The sequence below is a fragment of the Bradyrhizobium sp. GW821-FHT13H05 genome (genome assembly GCF_058804065.1).
Genome location: NZ_JBXAPO010000004.1, coordinates 74,144 through 92,035, shown reverse-complemented (window position 1 = coordinate 92,035; position 17,892 = coordinate 74,144). Strand labels below are relative to the sequence as shown.

Sequence of the window (17,892 nt, the reverse complement as noted above, 5' to 3'; positions counted from 1 at the left end):
CATGTTTTCCCTGACGGGCAAAGTCGCGGTGGTCACCGGCGGTGGACGCGGTATCGGCAAGGGCATCAGCCTTGCCTTGGCGCAGGCGGGCGCGACCGTGATCTGCACGGGACGCACCTCAACGCCACTGGAAGCTACAGCGGCGATGATCCGTGAGCAGGGTGGTCATGCGCGGGTCCTCGCCAACGACATCGCACGGCCCGGCGCCGCCCAGGCTATCGTCGACCGGGCGCTGTCGGAATTCGGCCGGCTCGACATCTGGGTCAACAATGCCGGCAGCGCCGCGCGCGAGGATGTCGGACCGCTGATCGATCTCGACGAGGGGCAGTGGGACCGGGTCGTCGATCTCAATCTGAAGTGGACCTTCTTCGCCGCGCAGGCCGCGGCCCGCGCGATGACGGCAAGTGGCTCCATCATCAACATCACCTCGCGCTCGGCCTCGCAGCCAAACCCCATGACGGGCCAGTACGGCGCGGCCAAGGCCGGCGTCGACAACCTCACAGGAACCATGGCGGTGGAGTGGGGCCATCTCGGCATCCGTGTCAACGCGATCGCACCGGGGCTGGTGCTCACCGAGGACAATTCCGAGTTCATGTCCGGCCCGCGAGCGCAGAAGCAGATCGATGTCGTGCCGCTCGGGCGGCTCGGCACGCCCGATGACATCGGCCCGCTCTGCGTCTATCTCGCCTCCAATGAGGCAGCCTGGATCTCTGGCGTCGTCATCCAGGCCAATGGCGCAAGCCGCATCCCGTTCGGCTATCTCGCTTATCTGCACAAGATCGCGAAGGCGAAGCACGACGCTTCGGCCGTGTCATGACGTCATCGGGACGGCTTGTGCCGTATCGCCGCGTTGACCTGAAGCCGCTCTACGATCCCGGAAGCGTCGCGATCATCGGCGCCTCGCCGCGCCCGGCGTCCTTCGGCGCGCGCACCGCAGCCAATCTGAAAGGCTTTTTCGGCGGCCGCAGCTTTCTGGTAAACGACAAATACGACCGGATCGGTGACGCGCCGTGCTATCCGAGCTTGCGCGGGCTGCCGGCGATTCCCGATCTTGCCGTGGTCACGACGCCTGCGGCGACCGTTGAGCCGATCATCGAGGCCTGCATTGCGGCCGGCGTTCCGAGCGTCATGCTCTACGCTTCGGGGTTTGCCGAGATCGGCACCAGCGAGGCGATCAAAATCCAGAACCGCATCGTGCGCCGCGCACGGGAGGCAAATCTTCGTCTGCTCGGGCCGAACTGTGTCGGGCTGTTGAATTACACCAGCGGCGCCCGCATCACCTTTGCGGCGGTGCCGGAAACGCGGCCGCTGGCGCCATTCGCGATTGGGCTCGTCAGCCAGTCCGGCGCGCTCGGTTTTGCGCTGGCCCAGGCCATCGAGCGCGGCGTGTCGTTCAGCCATGTGCTGACATCGGGCAATTCCGGCGATGTTGACGTCGCCGACTGGATTGCCGTGTTGGCGGAAGATCCGGCCTGCGCCGTTATCGCCTGCGCGTTCGAGGGTGTTGCGGACCCGCTGAAGATGCTCGCGGCGGCCGAGCGCGCATGGGAGAACGACAAGCCGCTGATCGTGTTCAAGCTCGCCACCGGAGAGACCGGCGCCACCGCCGCCCTGTCCCACACCGGTTCGCTCGCCGGCTCAAACGCGTCCTGGCGCGCGTTGCTGGAGCGCGGCGGTGCCGTCGTCGTCGATAATTTCGAGGATCTGATCGAAACCGCCGCCTTCTTTGGCAAAGTGGGACGGCCGACGGCACAAGGCGTGGCCGTGCTCGCAGGCTCCGGCGGTGCCGCGATCATGGGCGCAGACAGTGCCGAGCAGCACGGCGTGCCCCTGCCGCAACCGGAGCCGCGCGTGCGCGCCGTGCTGGAGGCGCGCATTCCGCCATTCGGGGCTCCGCGCAATCCGTGCGATGTCACCGCACAGGTGATCTCGGATTCGGAGTCGCTGATGGATTGCGCGGACGCGCTTCTCTCAGATACGGGTTACGGCGCGCTGGTCTATGGCTGTACCTATGCCTATGGGCCCGCGACCGAACGGCTTCCGCATCTCAGCGCGCTCGCCGGCAAACATGGCAAGCCGATCTGTGCGGTGTGGCTGACGCAATATCTGGAGGGGCCAGGTTCCGAGGTGATCGAGCGCGATCCCAACATCGCGATCTTCCGCTCGATGGATCGCTGCTTTTCGACGCTTGCTGCCTGGACTGCGCGGGCCGAACGCGCGGCACATTTGCCGGTCGGGTTCGTGGTCGATGCGGAGCGCAAGGCTCGCGCCGCCGCGCTGCTGCCGTCGCAGGAGACCGTGCTCGGTGAGACCGAGACCAAGGCGCTGCTCGCGATCTACGGCATTGCGACATCGCGCGACATCACGGTCACCAGCGCGCATGACGCGGTGCGGGCTGCGCGCGCAATCGGCGCCAAGGTCGCCATGAAGATCGACAGCCCTGATATCGCGCACAAGTCGGACGCGGGCGGGGTCTTGCTCAGTGTCGAGGGCGATACGGCCGTGCGCGAAGCCTACGATCAGATCATGGCGGCCTGCGCCAGAGCGGCTCCGACGGCGCAGCTGCGGGGCGTGATCGTGCAGGAGATGGTCCCGGCGGGCGTGGAAATCATCGTTGGCGTGAACAATGATCCGCTATTCGGACCCATGATCGTCATCGGCCTCGGCGGGGTCCTGACCGAACTTCTGCGCGACAGCGTGACGGCGCTTGCACCGGTCGACGAGCACGAGGTCCTGCGGCTGCTCGCCCGGCTTCGCGGCGCCGCGATCCTTGACGGATTCCGCGGCTCGCCGCCGGCCGATCGCAGGGTGCTCGCACGCACGATCAGCCGCATCTCGGCGCTTGCCTGTGCCCACCGCGATCGCCTGCGCGAGCTCGACGTCAATCCGCTGATCTGCCGCGGCGAATCCGTTGTCGCGGTCGATGGCCTCGCCGTGATCGGCCCGAACGCCTGAGAGGGGATGATGAATTTCGAATGGAGTGCCCGCGAGCAGGCCTTTCGCGACGAGATCAGGTCGTTTCTCGCGCGCGAACTGCCGCCGGATTGGGAGACCATCGCGCGCCATGGGCCCGGCTCGAAGCAGCAGACCGATTTCTCCCGCGTCTTCTGCGCCAAACTCGCGGCGGCCGGCCTGCTCGTCCCGCACTGGCCGAAGGAGCATGGCGGCCGCGGCAGCTCGGTGTGGGAGCATTTCATCCTGGGCGAGGAGATGTGGGCCGTCGGCGAGCCGCGCGGCCCGCAATACATGAACGTCAACTGGATCGGCCCGACCATCCTGCGTTTCGGCACCGCGGAGCAGAAGGCGCGCTACATCCCGGAGATCGCTGCCGGCAACGCGGTGTGGTGCCAGGGTTTTTCGGAGCCCTCCGCCGGCTCCGATCTTGCCTCGCTACGGACGCGTGCCGACCGCGACGGTGATCATTTCGTCATCAACGGCTCCAAGGTCTGGACCTCCTATGCCGGCCTCGCCCAGCACTGCTTCCTGCTCGCGCGCACCGACGGTAGCCGGAAGGACGGCATCTGCATCTTCCTGATCTCGATGCAGACGCCGGGCATCACGGTGCGGCCGATTCCGGCCCTCGTCGGCAACGGCGACCTGCACGAGGTGTTCTTCCAGGACGTTCGCGTTCCCGTCTCCAGCATGCTCGGCGAGGAAGGCAAGGCCTGGTCGCTGATCACCTATGCACTTGCCAACGAGCGTATCGGCCTGCCGCGCTATCAGCTCTCCACCCGCGTGCTCGGCGAGATGGTCGAGCTGTTGAAGGCAAACGGCTCGTGGAACGACGATATCGTCAGGTTCAGGGCCGGGCAGGCGCTCGCGGCCTGCGAAGCGGCGCGCATGCTGGTCTACCGCGTGGTGGACCAGCGCTCGCGCGGCTTGCCACCGAACTCGGAATCGTCCCTGGCGCGCGTCGCCATTGTCGAGGCCGATCACGCGGTCGCCAATTTCGCGCTCGACTTTCTTCCGGAGGCGTTTTCGGGCGACGTTCTGCCGCTGCTCAAGCCGCATCATGAACGCGCGATCGCGGCCGGGATCGCCTCGGGCGCGGCCGAGATCCAGCTCGGCATCGTCGCGTCCGACTATCTGAACCTGCCGCGGAGCTAGGGCGCATGTTTCTCGATATCAGCGACGACCAGGACGCGCTGCTCACGACGGTGTCCGCCGTTCTCTCCCGGGCGAAAAGCCGGCTCGTGCTTGGGAGCGGCAAGGCGTCTTTCGATCTCGAACTCGATGCAGATCTGGACAAGAATGGCGTGCTCGACGCGGCATCCTATCCGGAGTTCGGTGTGTCGACGGCGGCGCTCATTGTACACGAGGTTTGTCGCAGTGCCGCCATCGCCGAGGTCGCGGCATCAGCCGTGATCCGTCCGCTGATCTGCCCCGATGCATCACGACCGCTCGCAGTGCTGACGGGCGATCCGAGGCAAGCGGTGCGTTTCCTGCCGGTTGCGCGCGCCGTCCTCGTCCTGTCGGAGGCCGGCGCGTCGTGGTTTCCGGTCTCGCCGGACGACATCGAGGTCGTCGATTCCTATTTCGCCTATCCCATGGGCCGGATTCATGATCCCGAGCGCTGCTTTGCGCGGTCGTGCACTGTCGCCGATCCAATGTTGGCGCGGCGCCTCGCCCAGCTCGCCGCCGCTGCGGAGATCAGTGGCGTGCTCCAGGGCGGTCTCGACGCCGTCGTAGAGCACGTCACCGACCGCCGCCAGTTCGGCCGGCCGCTCGGTGCGTTCCAAGCGGTGCAACACCGGCTCGCCGCCTGCGCCTCGAAGATCGCCGCGGCCAAATGGCTGGCGTTCAAGGCCGGCAGCGGCAGCGCCACGCATGCCGACGCCGTCACGGCGCTCGCCTATGCGCAGACCGTGGTCGACCCCATCGTCTACGATCTGCATCAATTCCTTGGCGCCATGGGTCTGACGCTGGAGCACCCGTTGTATCGCTGGACCTATCGCGCAAAACTGCTCAAATCGGAGTTCGGTGGCGCCTCGCGCAGCAATCGCGAACTGGCAGACCTCGCCTGGTGACATCGGGCGAGACGCCCGGCCAATCAGGGAATGGCGGGCTGCGTCTCTGTCAGCGGGATCCAGCCGGCGTCGCTACGCTGGAAGAGCGGGCACCCGTAGACCGCTCGAACCGCAAGCGGCGCGACCGAGGCCTGCCAGCGATTGGTTTGCTTCATCGCGACGACCATGCCGGCAATGTCGACGCCGATCGTCTGCAACAGGCGTATCGCAGCAATCGCGGTCGCGCCGGTCGAGATCGCATCGTCGACCAGCACCACGCGGCGGCCTTCGATCAGGGGCAGCAGGTTCGGATCCAGCCGCAGCTTCTTCCCGACCTCGGGGCTGGTGATTGACGCCACGGGCTCGGACAGCGCATCGTCGTACCAGAATTTGCGCGAGTAGCCGAGCGGGACATAGCGCGGCTGCCCGAGGCGTTCGGCGACCAGCGATGCGAAGGCAAGACCAAGGGTCGGCAGTCCGACGATGATCTCGGCTTCCAGTGCGCGCGCCTGCGTCGCCATGTGGTCTGCGAGCGCGGCCACGACGAGGTTTGAAGCCTGGTTGGCGATGAGCGAGGCGACGGCGCGGTCGCTGTCGGGCAATTGACGTAGCGGCAGAACGAGGACACGGCCACAGGGCAGGGTGGCGGGATAGCCGAAGCGATAGGGCGGCGTTGCCGAGAAACGGGCGGGGAGCTCCGGCGTCAGCTCCTGCCAATAGCCGGTTGTCGCCTCGGTATAAGTTTCGCTCGTGCTCATGATGCCGGCATCGGACGCCTAGCCACCGAGGATTCGCCGACAGGCGTCGACGAAGACGTGCGCGCCGGTGAGGATGTCGTCGTCCGCAGTGTTCTCGGTCCAGTGATGGCTGATGCCGCCGATCGACGGCACGAACAGCATCGCCGCGGGCATGACGGTCGCAAGCATCTGTGCATCGTGCCCGGCGCCACTGAGCATGCGGAGGGATCGTCCGCCGGCGACGGCCTTGCTCGCAGCTTCGATCGCGTCCTGAAAGCCGGCGTCCATCATCGCGGGCGCGCCGGTGCGAATCTTTTCCACGGTGACGTTGCAGCGGCCCTTCGCGTTGACCTCATCGGCCATCGTGCGCAGCAGCTCCTCGAGTCGCGCGATGATGGCCGGATTATCGTCGCGGATCTGGAACAGCATTTCGGCACTCCCGGGAATGATGCTCGGCGCGCCCGGATCGAGCGTGATGCGGCCGGTGGTCCAGACGGTGCGCGGACCGCAAGCGGCCGGGAAGCGCTCGTCGATCGCCACGCAGAACTTCGCCAGCGCAAGGCCGGCATCCTTGCGTGCGGCCATGCGGGTCGTGCCGGCGTGGTTCTGCTCGCCGGTGAAATTGATGCGATACTGCCAGATGCCGACGATGGAGGTCACGACGCCGACCGCGAGCTTGCCGCTCTCCAGCGTGTCGCCTTGCTCTATATGTGCCTCCAGATATCCGACGTGCCGCCCCGTCTCGACGGCGACACGGGCGCGTCCAGCGAGCCCCACGTCGGCGAGCGCATCGCGCATGGGCCGCCCGTTGGTGCGGTCGTGCGCGGCGTCGATTTCAGCCTCGGTCACTTGCCCCACATAGGAGCGCGAACCGAGGAAGCTGCCAAAATGTCCTTCCTCGTCGCACCAGGCAGCGACCTCGACCGCGCCCTTCAGCGAGGCATCGGCATTGAGCACGCGGGCGGCTTCGAGCGCATAGACGACGCCGAGCGGGCCATCGAGCCAGCCGGCGTAGTTCTGGCTTTCCAGATGGGAGCCCGCCAGCAGTTTCGGACCTGCCTTCGTGCTCGTCCCGAACACATTGCCGATGCCGTCAAGCGTCGCGGAGAGACCCGCATCGGGCAATTTCCGCACCAGCCAGTCCAGCGAAAGCTTGTGTGGCTCGGAGAAGGTCGGCTTGTGTACCCCGGTCTTATAGGCGCCGATGGCACGGAGCGCATTGAGGTCGGCAAGAACGCGCTCGCCATTGGCGCGGGACTGAGTGTCAGGCATGTTCGGCAACCTTCAGCGCCTCGGTACGGATTTCCTCGACCAGCCGTTCCTTCAGCTGGACGAATTCGGGCGTCGTTTTGATCTTGTAGGAGCGCGGATGCGGTAGGTCCACCGCAATTTCGGCCTTGATGCGGCCCGGACGCGCGCTCATGACGATGACGCGGCTGCCGAGGAAGATCGCCTCCTCGATGTCGTGGGTGACGAACAGCACGGTTTTCTGGTCGCGCTCCCAGATACCGAGCAGCATTTCCTGCATCAGGGCACGGGTCTGGTTGTCGAGCGCGCCGAAGGGCTCGTCGAGCAGCAGGATTTTTGGATCATTGGCAAGCGCGCGTGCGATTGCCGTGCGCTGCTGCATGCCGCCGGAAAGCTGCTTGGGCCAGTGGTTCTCGAAACCGGACAATCCGACCTGGCGAATGAAGGCGTCGGCGATCTTGTGCCGCTCTGTCTCGGAGACGCCGCGTTCGCGCAGGCCGAAGGCGATATTCTCGCGCACAGTGAGCCACGGGAACAGGGTGTACGATTGGAACACCATGCCGCGATCGGCGCCCGGACCGGTTACCTCGCGCCCGTCGAGCGTGACGCGGCCGGTGGTCGGGCGGTCAAGCCCGGCGACGATGCGAAGCAGCGTGGACTTGCCGCAGCCGGAGGGGCCGAGGATGGTGACGAAGTCGTTGTTGCCAATGGTGAGATCGGTCGGCTCCAGCGCCTTGGTCGGCGCGTCGCCGTGGCGGGCGGGAAAGGTCCGCGAGACCTGCTCGATCTTGAGCGTGGTCATGCAAGCCTCCATGGAAACAGCCAGGCGTTGAACGCCTTGAACATGAAGTCCGAGAGGAGGCCGATCAGCCCGATCACGATGATGCCGAAGATGATCTGGCCGGTGTTGAGCAGCGCCTGGCTGTCGGTGATCATGTGGCCGATGCCCGAGGACGAGCCGATTAGCTCGGCGACGATGACGTAGGTCCAGGCCCAGCCCAGCACCAGCCGCAGAATTTCCGCGATCTCCGGCGCGGAGGAGGGCAGCAGCACGCGGCGGATGACGCCACGGTCGCTGGCTCCCAGCGTATAGGCCGCCTCGACCAGATCGCGCCGCGTCGCGCCGACCGTCACGGCGACCATCAGGATGACCTGGAACACCGAGCCGATGAAGATGACCAGCAACTTTTGCAGCTCGCCGATGCCGGCCCACAGGATCAGGAGCGGGATGAAGGCGGAGGCCGGCAGGTAGCGTGCAAAGGAGACGAACGGTTCGAGGAAGGCTTCGACCGGCTTGTAGGCGCCCATCAGCACGCCGAACGGCACCGCGATGATCGCGGCGAGCGCGAAGCCGCCGACGACACGCCAGATCGTCATGCCGATGTCGTAGCCGAATCCCTGCTTGGCCAAGAGGTCGTAACCTTCCTGCACCATGGTCAGCGGGTTGGCGAGGAAGGTCTTCGACACATGGCCGCCGAACGTCGCCCAGGACCAGAGGGCAACGAACAGCACGAAGAACGCGAGGCCATAGGCCACGCGCTGCCTCGATGTCACGGGATCCAAGGGACGCATCAAACTGTCTATCCGAATGGTCGTGCACCGGCTCCGCCTCCTGGCGGAGCCGGTAGCTTGCAGAAATTTACTTGATGAAGCTGGCGTCGTAGAGGTCCTCGACCTTCGGCGCAGCCTTGATGATGCCGATCTCGAGCAGGAGCTCGGCAGCCTCCTTGTTGAAGGTCAGGAAGTCGCCGGCAAAGAACTTCTGGTTCGCGGCCTTGTCCTGCCAGCGCAGGTACTTTGCCGAGTTGCCGAACGCTTCGCCGGTCTGCTTCACGTCGGTGCCCATGATCTCATAGGCCTTGGCCTGGTCCTTGGCGATCATGTCGAGCGACTCGAAATAGCTGTTGGCGAGCGCCTGGGCTGCCTTCGGATTCTCGCTGAGGAATTTCGGCGTGCAGCCGAAGGTGTCCATCACGATCGGATAGTCGAGCGTGGTCGCGATGATCTTGCCCTTGTCGGGCGCGGCGCGCACGGTCGACAGATACGGCTCGTAGGTCATCGCGGCATCGTTCTGGCCGGAGACGAAGGCCTGGGCCGCGGCCGCCGGCTCGAGGTTCACGACGGTGACGTCCTTCACCGTCAGCCCGTTCTTCTTGAGCATCCAGGCCAGCGCGAAATAGGGCGAGGTGCCGGGCGCGGAGGCGGCGACGGTCTTGCCCTTCAGCTCCTTGATCGATGTGACGTCGTTGCGCACGGCCATGCCGTCGGCACCAAAACTCTTGTCGAGCTGGAAGATCTGCTTGGTCGCAACGCCGTTGGCGTTCCAGGAGATCCAGGTCTCGACGGTCGTTGCCGCGCACTGGACATCGCCGGAAGCGATCGCGAGGTGGCGGTCCTTCTGCGGGATCTTCTTGATGGTGACGTCGAGGCCGTTCTTCTTGAAGATGCCGGCCTCCTTCGCCAGCGTCAGCGGCGCGAAGCCGGTCCATCCGGAAATGCCGATTCCGACCTTGACGTCGTCGGCGAGCACGGGAGTGGAGGCCGCAAGGGCAATGATTGTCGCAAATACCTTTGAATTACGCATGATTGTCGTCCTCTTGCCGATCGATGGATTGACGTCCTGTTGATCTGTCTATTTCGATCCGGATTGCATGGATCTTTGCCCGAAGCGTTGCACGAATTGTGCCGACATTCTCCTCTCAACCTCCCTTGAATCGGGCGACAAGGCGGTGAGAGTCACCGGGATAGAGCAGCCGTACGGCGGTGATCGTGCGCGCGCTGCGCCAGGTGTAGCGGTCGATCACGAGGCAGGGCGCGCCGATGGCGATGTCGAGCGCTTCCGCCGTGCGAACGTCCGCAACGATGGCGCTGATCGTATGCTCGGCTTCTGTCCATGGGACATGATGAAGCAGCCACGAGCCGGGTGGTTCGCGCGAAAAATCCGCGGTCGCAGCATCCGGCACGGACGACAGATCGATCAGCCTGTCCTCGACGGCAAACGGTACGTTGTCGGCGCTGTGCCGGCAGCTGATCGCGACCACCTTGCCGGCTTTCTTGACGCCGAGACGCTCGCGGTCGGCGGCGGTCGCCGCGCGCAGCTTGCGATGGATCAGCTCATAGCCATAGCTGCGGCCGAGCGCCGTGATCTCGGCGCGCATGTCGGCGATCTTGAGCACGGCCGACTGATGTTGTGGCCGGCGCACGAAGGAACCGGCGCGACGTCGGCGCTCGATCAGGTCGGCTTGCGCGAGCTCCGTCAACGCCTTGCTCACCGTCATGCGCGAGCAGCCGTAGCGTACGACCAGTTCGTGCTCGAACGGGATGCGGTGGCCTGGCGGCCACTCGCCGGTCAGGATGCGCTTCTCGATGTCGGCGCGGATGCGCTTGTAGAGCGTCGGCTGGTCGGTGGCATCTGTGGCGAGGCTCATGCGACGAGCCTCCGCACCGCTGCGTTGAATCGCTCGCGCGCGGCCTGGCGCAGCCGGTGCCGTCCGCCTTCGACCACCTTGTCGCCGCCGGCCCAGACGCAATCGATCGCGCCGCTGCCGGCGGCAAAGATCCAGCCGTCGATGGCAGCGTCGCCCCTTCGACCTGCGAGCGACGGATGTTCGCCGTCGAGTGTCACGATGTCGGCGCGAGCGCCGGGGACGAGGCCGATCGTTGCCTGCGCCAGTGCCTGCGCACCACCGGCGAGTGCATCATCGAACAACGTGCGTCCTGTCGACGTACCGGCGCTGCCTGAGAGCACGTTGCGCTGACGATGCTTGAGCCGCTGGCCGTATTCGAGCTGGCGCAACTCGTCGGCGACGCCGATCAATACGTTGGAATCGGTGCCGACGCCGAACCGGCCGCCGGCATCGAGGAACTCGCGAGCCGAAAAAATCCCATCGCCGAGACTGGCCTCGGTGATGGGGCAGAGGCCCACCACCGCGCCGGTCTTCGCGAGCGCGCTGACTTCCTCGCTTGTGGTGTGGGTTGCGTGGATGAGGCACCAGCGCTGGTCGAGAGGTGCGTGCTCCAGCAGCCACTGCACCGGCCGCCGGTCCGACCAAGCAAGGCAATCCTCGACTTCCTTCACCTGCTCTGCGGCATGAATGTGCACCGGCCCGCCATCGGCAAGCGGAATGATCGCCGCGAGCTCGTCCGGCGCCACCGCGCGCAAACTGTGCGGCGCGATGCCGATATTGGCCCCCGGCAATGTTGCGATCGCTTTGCGCGACGCTGCCATCAGCGCGGCGAACCGATCGACCGAGCAGATGAAACGGCGTTGGCCGGCATGTGGCGCTGCGCCGCCGAAGCCGCCGTGCGCGTAAAAACTAGGCAGCAGCGTCAGAGCTATACCCGATGCTTCGGCAGCCTGCGCAATGCGCCCGGCCATTTCGGCAAGGTCGGCGTAGGGTGAGCCGTCGCGATCATGGTGGAGATAATGGAATTCGCCGACGCGGGTAAAACCCTGCTCCAGCATCTCGACATAGAGCTGCGTCGCGACGGCGGCGACGTCATCCGGCGTCATCGCGAGCGCGAAGCGATACATCGTCTCGCGCCAGGTCCAGAACGTGTCGGTGGAATCGCCGCGCAGTTCCGCAAGCCCCGCCATGCCGCGCTGGAATGCGTGGCTGTGCAGGCTCGCAAGTCCCGGAAGCGCGATATGATGGCGCTCGTCGCCGGCGGACGGCGCCACGCCCGGCGTCACCTCCGCGATCGCGCCGGCGGTGATCACCACCTGCACGTCATTGGCCCAGCCCGAGGGCAGGAGCGCGGAGGCGAAATGCAGTCGGGTCATGTTTACACGCCGGCTGGACAGAACCGCCCCACGATTATATGTCTAGACATATAAGTCAAGCATCCCACGGCGAATGGACACCCGCATGGCAGAGCGCTTCGACCGGATCTGGCATAATGCCCGTCTCGCCACGATGCGGGCCGACCGTCCCGATCTCGGTGAGATCGAGCATGGCGTGATCGCCATACGTGGCGGCCACATCGTATATGCCGGCACGGAGGCGGATTTTCCTGCAGATGCCGACGCGATCAAGCGGATCGATTGCGAGGGGCGCTGGATCACGCCGGGCTTCGTCGATTGCCACACCCACCTCGTCTATGGCGGCAACCGCGCGCACGAATTCGAGCTGCGCCTGAAGGGCGCGAGCTACGAGGAGATCGCGCGCGCCGGCGGCGGCATCGTCTCGACGGTGGCCGCGACGCGCAAGGCGAGCGAAGCCGAGCTCGTCGCAAGCGCGTTGCCGCGGCTCGATGCGCTGATCGGCGAGGGCGCGACCACGGTCGAGATCAAGTCCGGCTACGGCCTCGACGCCGAGACCGAGATGCGCCAGCTCGCGGCCGCGCGCAGCCTCGGCGGTCAGCGGCCGGTTGCGATCCGCACCTCCTTCCTCGGCGCCCATGCGCTGCCCGTGGAAGCCGACGGCGACAAGGATCGCTACATCGATCTCGTCTGCAAGGAGATGCTGCCCGCGATTGCAAAGGCCGGCCTTGCCGATGCCGTCGACGCCTTCATGGAAGGTATTGCGTTTTCTGCTGACCAGACGGCGCGGGTGTTCGAGGTGGCAATAGGGCTTGGCTTGCCGGTCAAGCTCCATGCCGACCAACTGTCGAACCTCGGGGGTGCTGCGCTCGCTGCAAAATTTTCTGCGCTGTCGGCCGATCATCTCGAGCACACCGACGAAGCCGGCGCCGCCGCGATGGCGAAGGCTGGAACGGTCGCCGTGCTGCTGCCCGGCGCCTTCTACTTCATTCGCGAGACGCAGAAGCCGCCGGTCGAAGCATTCCGCAAGCACGGCGTTCACATGGCGCTCGCGACCGACTGCAATCCCGGCAGTTCGCCGCTGACCTCGCTGCTGCTTACCATGAACATGGGTGCGACGCTGTTTCGGATGACGGTCGCCGAATGCCTTGGGGGCGTCACCCGTGAGGGGGCGCGCGCGCTCGGCGTGCTTGATGAAACCGGCACGTTGGAGGCCGGCAAATGGTGCGATCTCGCGATCTGGGACATCGAGCGTCCGGCCGAACTCGTCTACCGTATCGGCTTCAATCCGCTGCACCGGCGCGTGTGGAGAGGGCAGTGACGCAGCAGGGCGGAGCGATCGTCGTCAAGCCGGGAACGGTCAGCCTCGACGATCTCGCGCGCGTGCTCGAGGGCGCCCCTGTCGTCCTTGATCCCACGTTCTGGCCGCGCGTGGAGGCTGCAGCTGAGATCGTCGCGAAGGCCGCGAAAGCTGACGCACCCGTTTACGGCATCAACACCGGCTTCGGGAAGCTGGCCTCGAGGCGCATTCCGCCCGACCAGACCGCGCTGCTCCAGCGCAACCTCATCGTCTCGCATTGTTGCGGTGTCGGTGCGGCGACGCCGGAGCCGATCGTGCGCCTGATGATGGCGTTGAAGATCGTCTCGCTCGGCCGCGGCGCCTCCGGCGTGCGGCGCGAGGTGATCGAACAGTTACAGGCCATGCTGGCGCGGCGCATCTATCCGCTGGTGCCACAGCAGGGGTCGGTCGGGGCTTCCGGCGATCTCGCGCCGCTCGCGCATATGACCGCCGTGATGATCGGCGAGGGGCAGGCGCTTGTCGATGGCAGGGCCATCTCTGGCAGCGAAGCACTCGCTGCCGCTGGCCTGGCGCCGCTGACGCTCGGCCCCAAGGAGGGGCTCGCGCTGATCAACGGCACCCAGTTTTCGACCGCCTATGCCATCTCAGGCGTGCTTCGAGCCTTTGGCTTGGCGCGCGCCGCGCTCGTGACCGGCGCGCTGTCGGTCGATGCGGCGATGGCATCGACGGCGCCGTTCCGTCCCGAAATCCAGTCGCTGCGCGGCCATGCCGGCCAGATCGCCGCGGCCGTAGCGCTGACCGCGTTGCTCGATGGCAGCGATATCCGCCTGTCGCATCTCGAGGGCGACGAACGTGTACAGGATCCCTATTGCCTGCGCTGCCAGCCGCAGGTCGCAGGTGCTGCGCTCGACTTGATCACGCAGGCTGCGCGCACGTTGATCATCGAGGCGAACGCCGTCACGGACAATCCGCTCGTTCTGATCGAGACTGGCGAGATCGTCTCCGGCGGCAATTTCCACGCCGAGCCCGTGGCCTTTGCCGCCGATTCGATCGCACTGGCGCTGTCGGAGATCGGCGCGATCAGCGAGCGTCGCATTGCGACGCTGGTGGATCCCGCGCTGAATTTCGGCCTGCCGCCGTTCCTCACCCCCGATCCCGGCATCAATTCCGGCTTCATGATCGCTGAGGTCACGGCGGCTGCGCTCTACGCCGAGAACAAGCAGCGTGCGGCTGCCTGCTCGATCGACTCGACGCCGACCAGCGCCAACCAGGAAGACCACGTCTCAATGGCGGCGCATGCCGCGCGGCGGTTGTCCGACATGGCCGACAATCTCGCCGCCATCCTCGGCATCGAGCTTCTGGTTGCCGCGCAAGGTATCACGCTGCGCGCGCCGCATGCGACCAGCGCGCCGCTCGTCGCCGTCATCGCGGCCCTGCGCGAACAGGTGCCGGCGCTCGGTGCCGATCGCTATATGGCCGGCGATCTCGCTAAGGCCGCTACGCTGATCCAATCCGATGCATTGCCGACCATCGCGCTCACGGCGCTTCCAACCGACCCGTTTCCAAGACTCGCCTGAAGAGGTTTCCGCATGAACCGCCGACTGGACAACGACCGCACCATCCGCGCCCCCCACGGCAGCGAGATCAGCGCGAAAAGCTGGCTGACCGAAGCCCCCTTGCGCATGCTGATGAACAATCTCGATCCCGACGTCGCGGAGCGCCCCAGCGAGCTCGTCGTCTATGGTGGCATCGGCCGCGCCGCGCGCGACTGGGAGAGCTTTGACCGGATCACGGCGGCATTGCGCAAGCTCGAAGGCGACGAGACGTTGCTGATCCAGTCCGGCAAGCCGGTCGGTGTCTTCCGTACGCATACCGATGCGCCGCGCGTGCTGATCGCAAACTCCAACATCGTGCCGCATTGGGCGACGCTCGATCATTTCAACGAGCTCGATCGCAAGGGCCTGATGATGTACGGCCAGATGACCGCCGGCTCCTGGATCTATATCGGCAGCCAGGGCATCGTGCAGGGCACTTACGAGACCTTCGTCGAGGTCGGCCGTCGCCATTATGGCGGTAGCCTCGCTGGCAAATGGATCCTCACCGCCGGTCTCGGCGGCATGGGCGGCGCGCAGCCGCTGGCTGCGACCATGGCGGGCGCCTCGATGCTCGCGGTCGAATGCCAGCCGAGCCGCATCGAGATGCGGTTGCGCACCGGCTATCTCGATCGCCAGGCCGCGACGCTCGACGAAGCGCTCGCGATCATGGAGGAGGCCGCGAAGACGAAGAAGGCGGTCTCGGTCGGCCTGCTCGGCAATGCCGCGGAGATTTTTCCGGAGCTGGTGCGGCGTGGCGTCAAGCCCGACATCGTCACCGATCAGACCAGCGCGCATGATCCGATCAACGGGTACTTGCCGAAGGGCTGGACGCTCGCGGAATGGGAAGCCAAGCGCACCTCCGATCCAAAAGCTGTCGAGCGCGCGTCGAAGACGTCGATGGTCGAGCACGTCCAGGCCATGCTGGACTTCCATGCGCAGGGCATTCCGACGCTCGATTACGGCAACAACATCCGCCAGATGGCGCAGGACATGGGCTTGAAGAACGCCTTCGACTTCCCGGGCTTCGTGCCCGCCTATATCCGCCCGCTGTTCTGCCGCGGCGTCGGTCCCTTCCGTTGGGCCGCGCTGTCGGGCGATCCGGAGGACATCTTCAAGACCGACGCCAAGGTGAAAGAGCTGATGCCCGACGACAAGCATCTGCATAACTGGCTCGACATGGCCAGGGAGCGCATCAAGTTCCAGGGCCTGCCGGCGCGAATCTGCTGGGTCGGCCTTGGCGATCGCGATCGCCTCGGCCTTGCCTTCAACGAGATGGTGGCGAGTGGCGAGTTGAAAGCACCGATCGTGATCGGCCGCGATCATCTCGACAGCGGCTCGGTGGCAAGCCCCAACCGCGAGACCGAGGCGATGAAGGACGGATCGGATGCCGTGTCCGATTGGCCCCTGCTCAACGCGCTGCTCAATTGCGCCAGCGGCGCGACCTGGGTCTCGCTGCACCACGGCGGCGGTGTCGGTATCGGCTATTCCCAGCATGCCGGCATGGTGATCGTCGCCGACGGCACGCCGGAAGCGGCCAAGCGCATCGAGCGCGTGCTGTGGAACGATCCCGCCAGCGGCGTCATGCGCCACGCGGATGCGGGCTATGAGACCGCGATCGACTGTGCCCGTGACAAGGGGCTCGATCTGCCGAGCCTGGCTTAATCGGGCGTCATGCGAGGGCTTTGCCGAGCTCGTTGAGCTTTGCGATCGCGGCCTTGCCGACATCGGTGATATTCTTTTCCGCGCGTGCGGCCAGCTCGCGATCGGCGTCAAAACCCTTCCTGACGGCATTGACGCTCTCTCGGATCTGGGCGCCGATCGTGGGATCGCTGATTGCCTTCTTCACAGCGCCGTCGTCGAAGGCCTTCACCGTCTGGTCCTGATCGGCGAGGCGCACGCTGTTGCCGGCCGAGGTCTCCTGGAGCGCGGCACTAAGCGCCTCGTCCAGGAGGTCGTGCAGCGCCGCGAGCGGACCTTCGGTGGCGGAGCTGGTCGTGCTGACCTTGAAGCCTGGCGTATCCGGCACGAACAGAACGGTGCCACGCGTGAGCTTGTTGAAATTGGCATGCGGATTGGCCTCCTGCAACGCCTTCAGCGCGGCTTCGCTGCGAACGTTGCTCAGATTGGCGTGCAGCAGCTTCTCGCTGACGGCCTTGAGTTTCGTCTCGTCTCCGACAATGAACGTGCGCATCAAAATATCTCCCGAAATTAGCCGATCGCGTTGAGCGGCGCCCACGGCGTGTTGGCAATGCCGCCGGGGATGAGGATGTTGCCGGTGGTGATGTTGCCGAGCACGGTCATCGCCCGCGCATTGGTGAGGCGAATCGAGCTTTCGCCGCCGCGCACACGGTTCGTGCTGATGATGGCGATCGCGCTTTCCAGCGACACCGCGATGCTCTTGGTGCTGGCCTCGACCCGGTTGTCGTTGAACAGGCATTCCTGGCCGGCGGTCACCAGCACGGCGGGGGCGGGGCCGCGTGCGGAGAGCATGTTGCCGATAATGCCGGCGCGCGCGCCCTCGGTGTCGTTGGCGGCGAGACTGGCCCTGACAAAGGCATAGTCGGTGCCGAGTGCCAGGATGCGCCCGTCGCCGAGCCGGATCGCGACTTTTTCGCCGGCCTGCGCGAACGGCACCCTTGGATTGACCTCGGCCGTCGTCAACGCGAACCAGTTGCCGGTCGAATCGTCGGGGGCCGGCGCGAGGTCGCGTTGCACGCTGTTGTGGTTGACTTCGATCTGGGTCTGCGGCGCACGCAGCATCGCTGATCGAGCCGTCGCGCAGGACGAAGCCGGCTACCCCGGCCTCTGCGCAGGCCAGGATGTCCTGTTCGACCTCGGCGACCGCGATGGCGACGACCTTCAGCTCTGGCAACAGGCTGCGGCAGGCCGCCGATTGCTGCAATCCTCGCGACGTCGCGATGTCGACCAGCAGCACTTGGGCACCGCTATCGACGACCTGCTCCGGCAGGGTCGTGAGATCGCCGTGCCCGGCGATGTGTAAGCATCCCTGCCGTGCCAGGCACGAGCCGAGGCCTTCGCAGAGCAGGCGCACGTCGCTGAGGATGAAGAGGCGGATCGGCATGTCGCCGCTACCATCCGGCTCCTCGGGCGGTCGTGACGCATGTGAAATGGCGAGGTGGGAATGCGGCGGGGCGAGGCGCCCTGCCGGAAATGACGCATTGGACGACATGCCTGCCTCCGATTGCCAACTCACAACCGTGTTTGCCGCCGCGCCCAGTTGAAA

At 65.9% G+C, this 17,892-nt stretch carries 17 protein-coding genes; 8 read left to right on the top strand and 9 right to left on the bottom strand.

Features of this window, described 5'->3' with window-relative positions; translation table 11 throughout:
* Position 1: 1 nt before the first annotated feature.
* The 4 genes from AC1RR3_RS13780 to AC1RR3_RS13765 are packed head-to-tail and all read left to right on the top strand — an operon-like array spanning position 2 to position 5,027.
* A complete protein-coding gene (locus tag AC1RR3_RS13780) occupies positions 2 to 817 on the top strand; it encodes an SDR family NAD(P)-dependent oxidoreductase (protein WP_492823367.1) in 816 nt (271 codons plus the stop codon).
* The gene (locus AC1RR3_RS13775; RefSeq protein ID WP_492823365.1) at positions 814 to 2,955 is read left to right on the top strand and encodes an acetate--CoA ligase family protein; all 2,142 of its coding nucleotides are present in this window, start codon (positions 814 to 816) and stop codon (positions 2,953 to 2,955) included. The genes AC1RR3_RS13780 and AC1RR3_RS13775 overlap by 4 nt, the downstream gene beginning before the upstream one ends.
* 6 nt (positions 2,956 to 2,961) lie before the next feature.
* Positions 2,962 to 4,107 (top strand): acyl-CoA dehydrogenase family protein, encoded by a 1,146-nt coding sequence (locus AC1RR3_RS13770; protein ID WP_492823363.1) that lies wholly within the window; start codon positions 2,962 to 2,964, stop codon positions 4,105 to 4,107.
* Positions 4,108 to 4,112: 5 nt separating this feature from the next.
* Complete coding sequence (locus tag AC1RR3_RS13765) at positions 4,113 to 5,027, top strand: acyl-CoA dehydrogenase family protein (RefSeq protein ID WP_492823361.1); 915 nt, start codon at positions 4,113 to 4,115, stop codon at positions 5,025 to 5,027.
* Between the two features lie 23 nt (positions 5,028 to 5,050).
* On the opposite strand, the gene AC1RR3_RS13760 is transcribed toward AC1RR3_RS13765, so the two are convergent.
* From AC1RR3_RS13760 to AC1RR3_RS13730, 7 genes are all read right to left on the bottom strand, one after another.
* Complete coding sequence (locus tag AC1RR3_RS13760) at positions 5,051 to 5,764, bottom strand: phosphoribosyltransferase (protein WP_492823359.1); 714 nt, start codon at positions 5,762 to 5,764, stop codon at positions 5,051 to 5,053.
* An 18-nt stretch (positions 5,765 to 5,782) separates the two neighbouring features.
* The gene (locus AC1RR3_RS13755; RefSeq protein ID WP_492823357.1) at positions 5,783 to 7,015 is read right to left on the bottom strand and encodes a Zn-dependent hydrolase; all 1,233 of its coding nucleotides are present in this window, start codon (positions 7,013 to 7,015) and stop codon (positions 5,783 to 5,785) included.
* Entirely contained in the window at positions 7,008 to 7,793 is a 786-nt protein-coding gene (locus tag AC1RR3_RS13750) for an ABC transporter ATP-binding protein (protein WP_492823355.1), read from the bottom strand. Before AC1RR3_RS13750 ends, AC1RR3_RS13755 begins: the two co-directional genes overlap by 8 nt.
* Complete coding sequence (locus AC1RR3_RS13745; protein WP_492824219.1) at positions 7,790 to 8,563, bottom strand: ABC transporter permease; 774 nt, start codon at positions 8,561 to 8,563, stop codon at positions 7,790 to 7,792. Before AC1RR3_RS13745 ends, AC1RR3_RS13750 begins: the two co-directional genes overlap by 4 nt.
* 67 nt (positions 8,564 to 8,630) lie before the next feature.
* A complete protein-coding gene (locus AC1RR3_RS13740) occupies positions 8,631 to 9,575 on the bottom strand; it encodes an ABC transporter substrate-binding protein (protein WP_492823353.1) in 945 nt (314 codons plus the stop codon).
* Between the two features lie 115 nt (positions 9,576 to 9,690).
* On the bottom strand, positions 9,691 to 10,419 hold the full coding sequence (hutC, locus tag AC1RR3_RS13735; RefSeq protein WP_492823351.1) for a histidine utilization transcriptional repressor HutC: 729 nt from the start codon (positions 10,417 to 10,419) through the stop codon (positions 9,691 to 9,693).
* Positions 10,416 to 11,774: a formimidoylglutamate deiminase gene (locus AC1RR3_RS13730; protein WP_492823349.1), complete on the bottom strand. Its 1,359-nt coding sequence runs from the start codon at positions 11,772 to 11,774 to the stop codon at positions 10,416 to 10,418. Before AC1RR3_RS13730 ends, hutC begins: the two co-directional genes overlap by 4 nt.
* An 85-nt stretch (positions 11,775 to 11,859) precedes the next feature.
* Here AC1RR3_RS13730 and hutI point away from each other — a divergent pair, with 85 nt between their 5' ends.
* The 3 genes from hutI to hutU are packed head-to-tail and all read left to right on the top strand — an operon-like array spanning position 11,860 to position 16,310.
* Entirely contained in the window at positions 11,860 to 13,074 is a 1,215-nt protein-coding gene (gene hutI, locus AC1RR3_RS13725; protein WP_492823347.1) for an imidazolonepropionase, read from the top strand.
* Positions 13,071 to 14,630: a histidine ammonia-lyase gene (hutH, locus tag AC1RR3_RS13720; protein WP_492823345.1), complete on the top strand. Its 1,560-nt coding sequence runs from the start codon at positions 13,071 to 13,073 to the stop codon at positions 14,628 to 14,630. Before hutI ends, hutH begins: the two co-directional genes overlap by 4 nt.
* Before the next feature lie 12 nt (positions 14,631 to 14,642).
* The gene (hutU, locus tag AC1RR3_RS13715; protein WP_492823343.1) at positions 14,643 to 16,310 is read left to right on the top strand and encodes a urocanate hydratase; all 1,668 of its coding nucleotides are present in this window, start codon (positions 14,643 to 14,645) and stop codon (positions 16,308 to 16,310) included.
* Positions 16,311 to 16,317: 7 nt separating this feature from the next.
* Here the strand turns inward: hutU and AC1RR3_RS13710 are convergent, their stop codons facing one another.
* Entirely contained in the window at positions 16,318 to 16,839 is a 522-nt protein-coding gene (locus tag AC1RR3_RS13710; protein ID WP_492823341.1) for a hypothetical protein, read from the bottom strand.
* Positions 16,840 to 16,856: 17 nt separating this feature from the next.
* Complete coding sequence (locus AC1RR3_RS13705) at positions 16,857 to 17,408, bottom strand: hypothetical protein (RefSeq protein ID WP_492823339.1); 552 nt, start codon at positions 17,406 to 17,408, stop codon at positions 16,857 to 16,859.
* Here AC1RR3_RS13705 and AC1RR3_RS13700 point away from each other — a divergent pair.
* Complete coding sequence (locus AC1RR3_RS13700; RefSeq protein WP_492823337.1) at positions 17,374 to 17,649, top strand: hypothetical protein; 276 nt, start codon at positions 17,374 to 17,376, stop codon at positions 17,647 to 17,649. The genes AC1RR3_RS13705 and AC1RR3_RS13700 overlap by 35 nt on opposite strands.
* Positions 17,650 to 17,892 lie beyond the last annotated feature (243 nt).

What these genes read in the sequence shown, in the direction of transcription:
- AC1RR3_RS13745 (WP_492824219.1), bottom strand. Translation starts at nt 8,563, where the DNA reads ATGCGTCCCTTGGATCCCGTGACATCGAGGCAGCGCGTGGCCTATGGC.
- AC1RR3_RS13760 (WP_492823359.1), bottom strand. Translation starts at nt 5,764, where the DNA reads ATGAGCACGAGCGAAACTTATACCGAGGCGACAACCGGCTATTGGCAG.
- hutC (WP_492823351.1), bottom strand. Translation starts at nt 10,419, where the DNA reads ATGAGCCTCGCCACAGATGCCACCGACCAGCCGACGCTCTACAAGCGC.
- AC1RR3_RS13770 (WP_492823363.1), top strand. Translation starts at nt 2,962, where the DNA reads ATGATGAATTTCGAATGGAGTGCCCGCGAGCAGGCCTTTCGCGACGAG.
- hutU (WP_492823343.1), top strand. Translation starts at nt 14,643, where the DNA reads ATGAACCGCCGACTGGACAACGACCGCACCATCCGCGCCCCCCACGGC.
- AC1RR3_RS13755 (WP_492823357.1), bottom strand. Translation starts at nt 7,015, where the DNA reads ATGCCTGACACTCAGTCCCGCGCCAATGGCGAGCGCGTTCTTGCCGAC.
- AC1RR3_RS13765 (WP_492823361.1), top strand. Translation starts at nt 4,113, where the DNA reads ATGTTTCTCGATATCAGCGACGACCAGGACGCGCTGCTCACGACGGTG.
- AC1RR3_RS13705 (WP_492823339.1), bottom strand. Translation starts at nt 17,408, where the DNA reads ATGCTGCGTGCGCCGCAGACCCAGATCGAAGTCAACCACAACAGCGTG.
- AC1RR3_RS13775 (WP_492823365.1), top strand. Translation starts at nt 814, where the DNA reads ATGACGTCATCGGGACGGCTTGTGCCGTATCGCCGCGTTGACCTGAAG.
- AC1RR3_RS13780 (WP_492823367.1), top strand. Translation starts at nt 2, where the DNA reads ATGTTTTCCCTGACGGGCAAAGTCGCGGTGGTCACCGGCGGTGGACGC.
- AC1RR3_RS13710 (WP_492823341.1), bottom strand. Translation starts at nt 16,839, where the DNA reads ATGCGCACGTTCATTGTCGGAGACGAGACGAAACTCAAGGCCGTCAGC.
- AC1RR3_RS13750 (WP_492823355.1), bottom strand. Translation starts at nt 7,793, where the DNA reads ATGACCACGCTCAAGATCGAGCAGGTCTCGCGGACCTTTCCCGCCCGC.
- AC1RR3_RS13730 (WP_492823349.1), bottom strand. Translation starts at nt 11,774, where the DNA reads ATGACCCGACTGCATTTCGCCTCCGCGCTCCTGCCCTCGGGCTGGGCC.
- hutI (WP_492823347.1), top strand. Translation starts at nt 11,860, where the DNA reads ATGGCAGAGCGCTTCGACCGGATCTGGCATAATGCCCGTCTCGCCACG.
- AC1RR3_RS13740 (WP_492823353.1), bottom strand. Translation starts at nt 9,575, where the DNA reads ATGCGTAATTCAAAGGTATTTGCGACAATCATTGCCCTTGCGGCCTCC.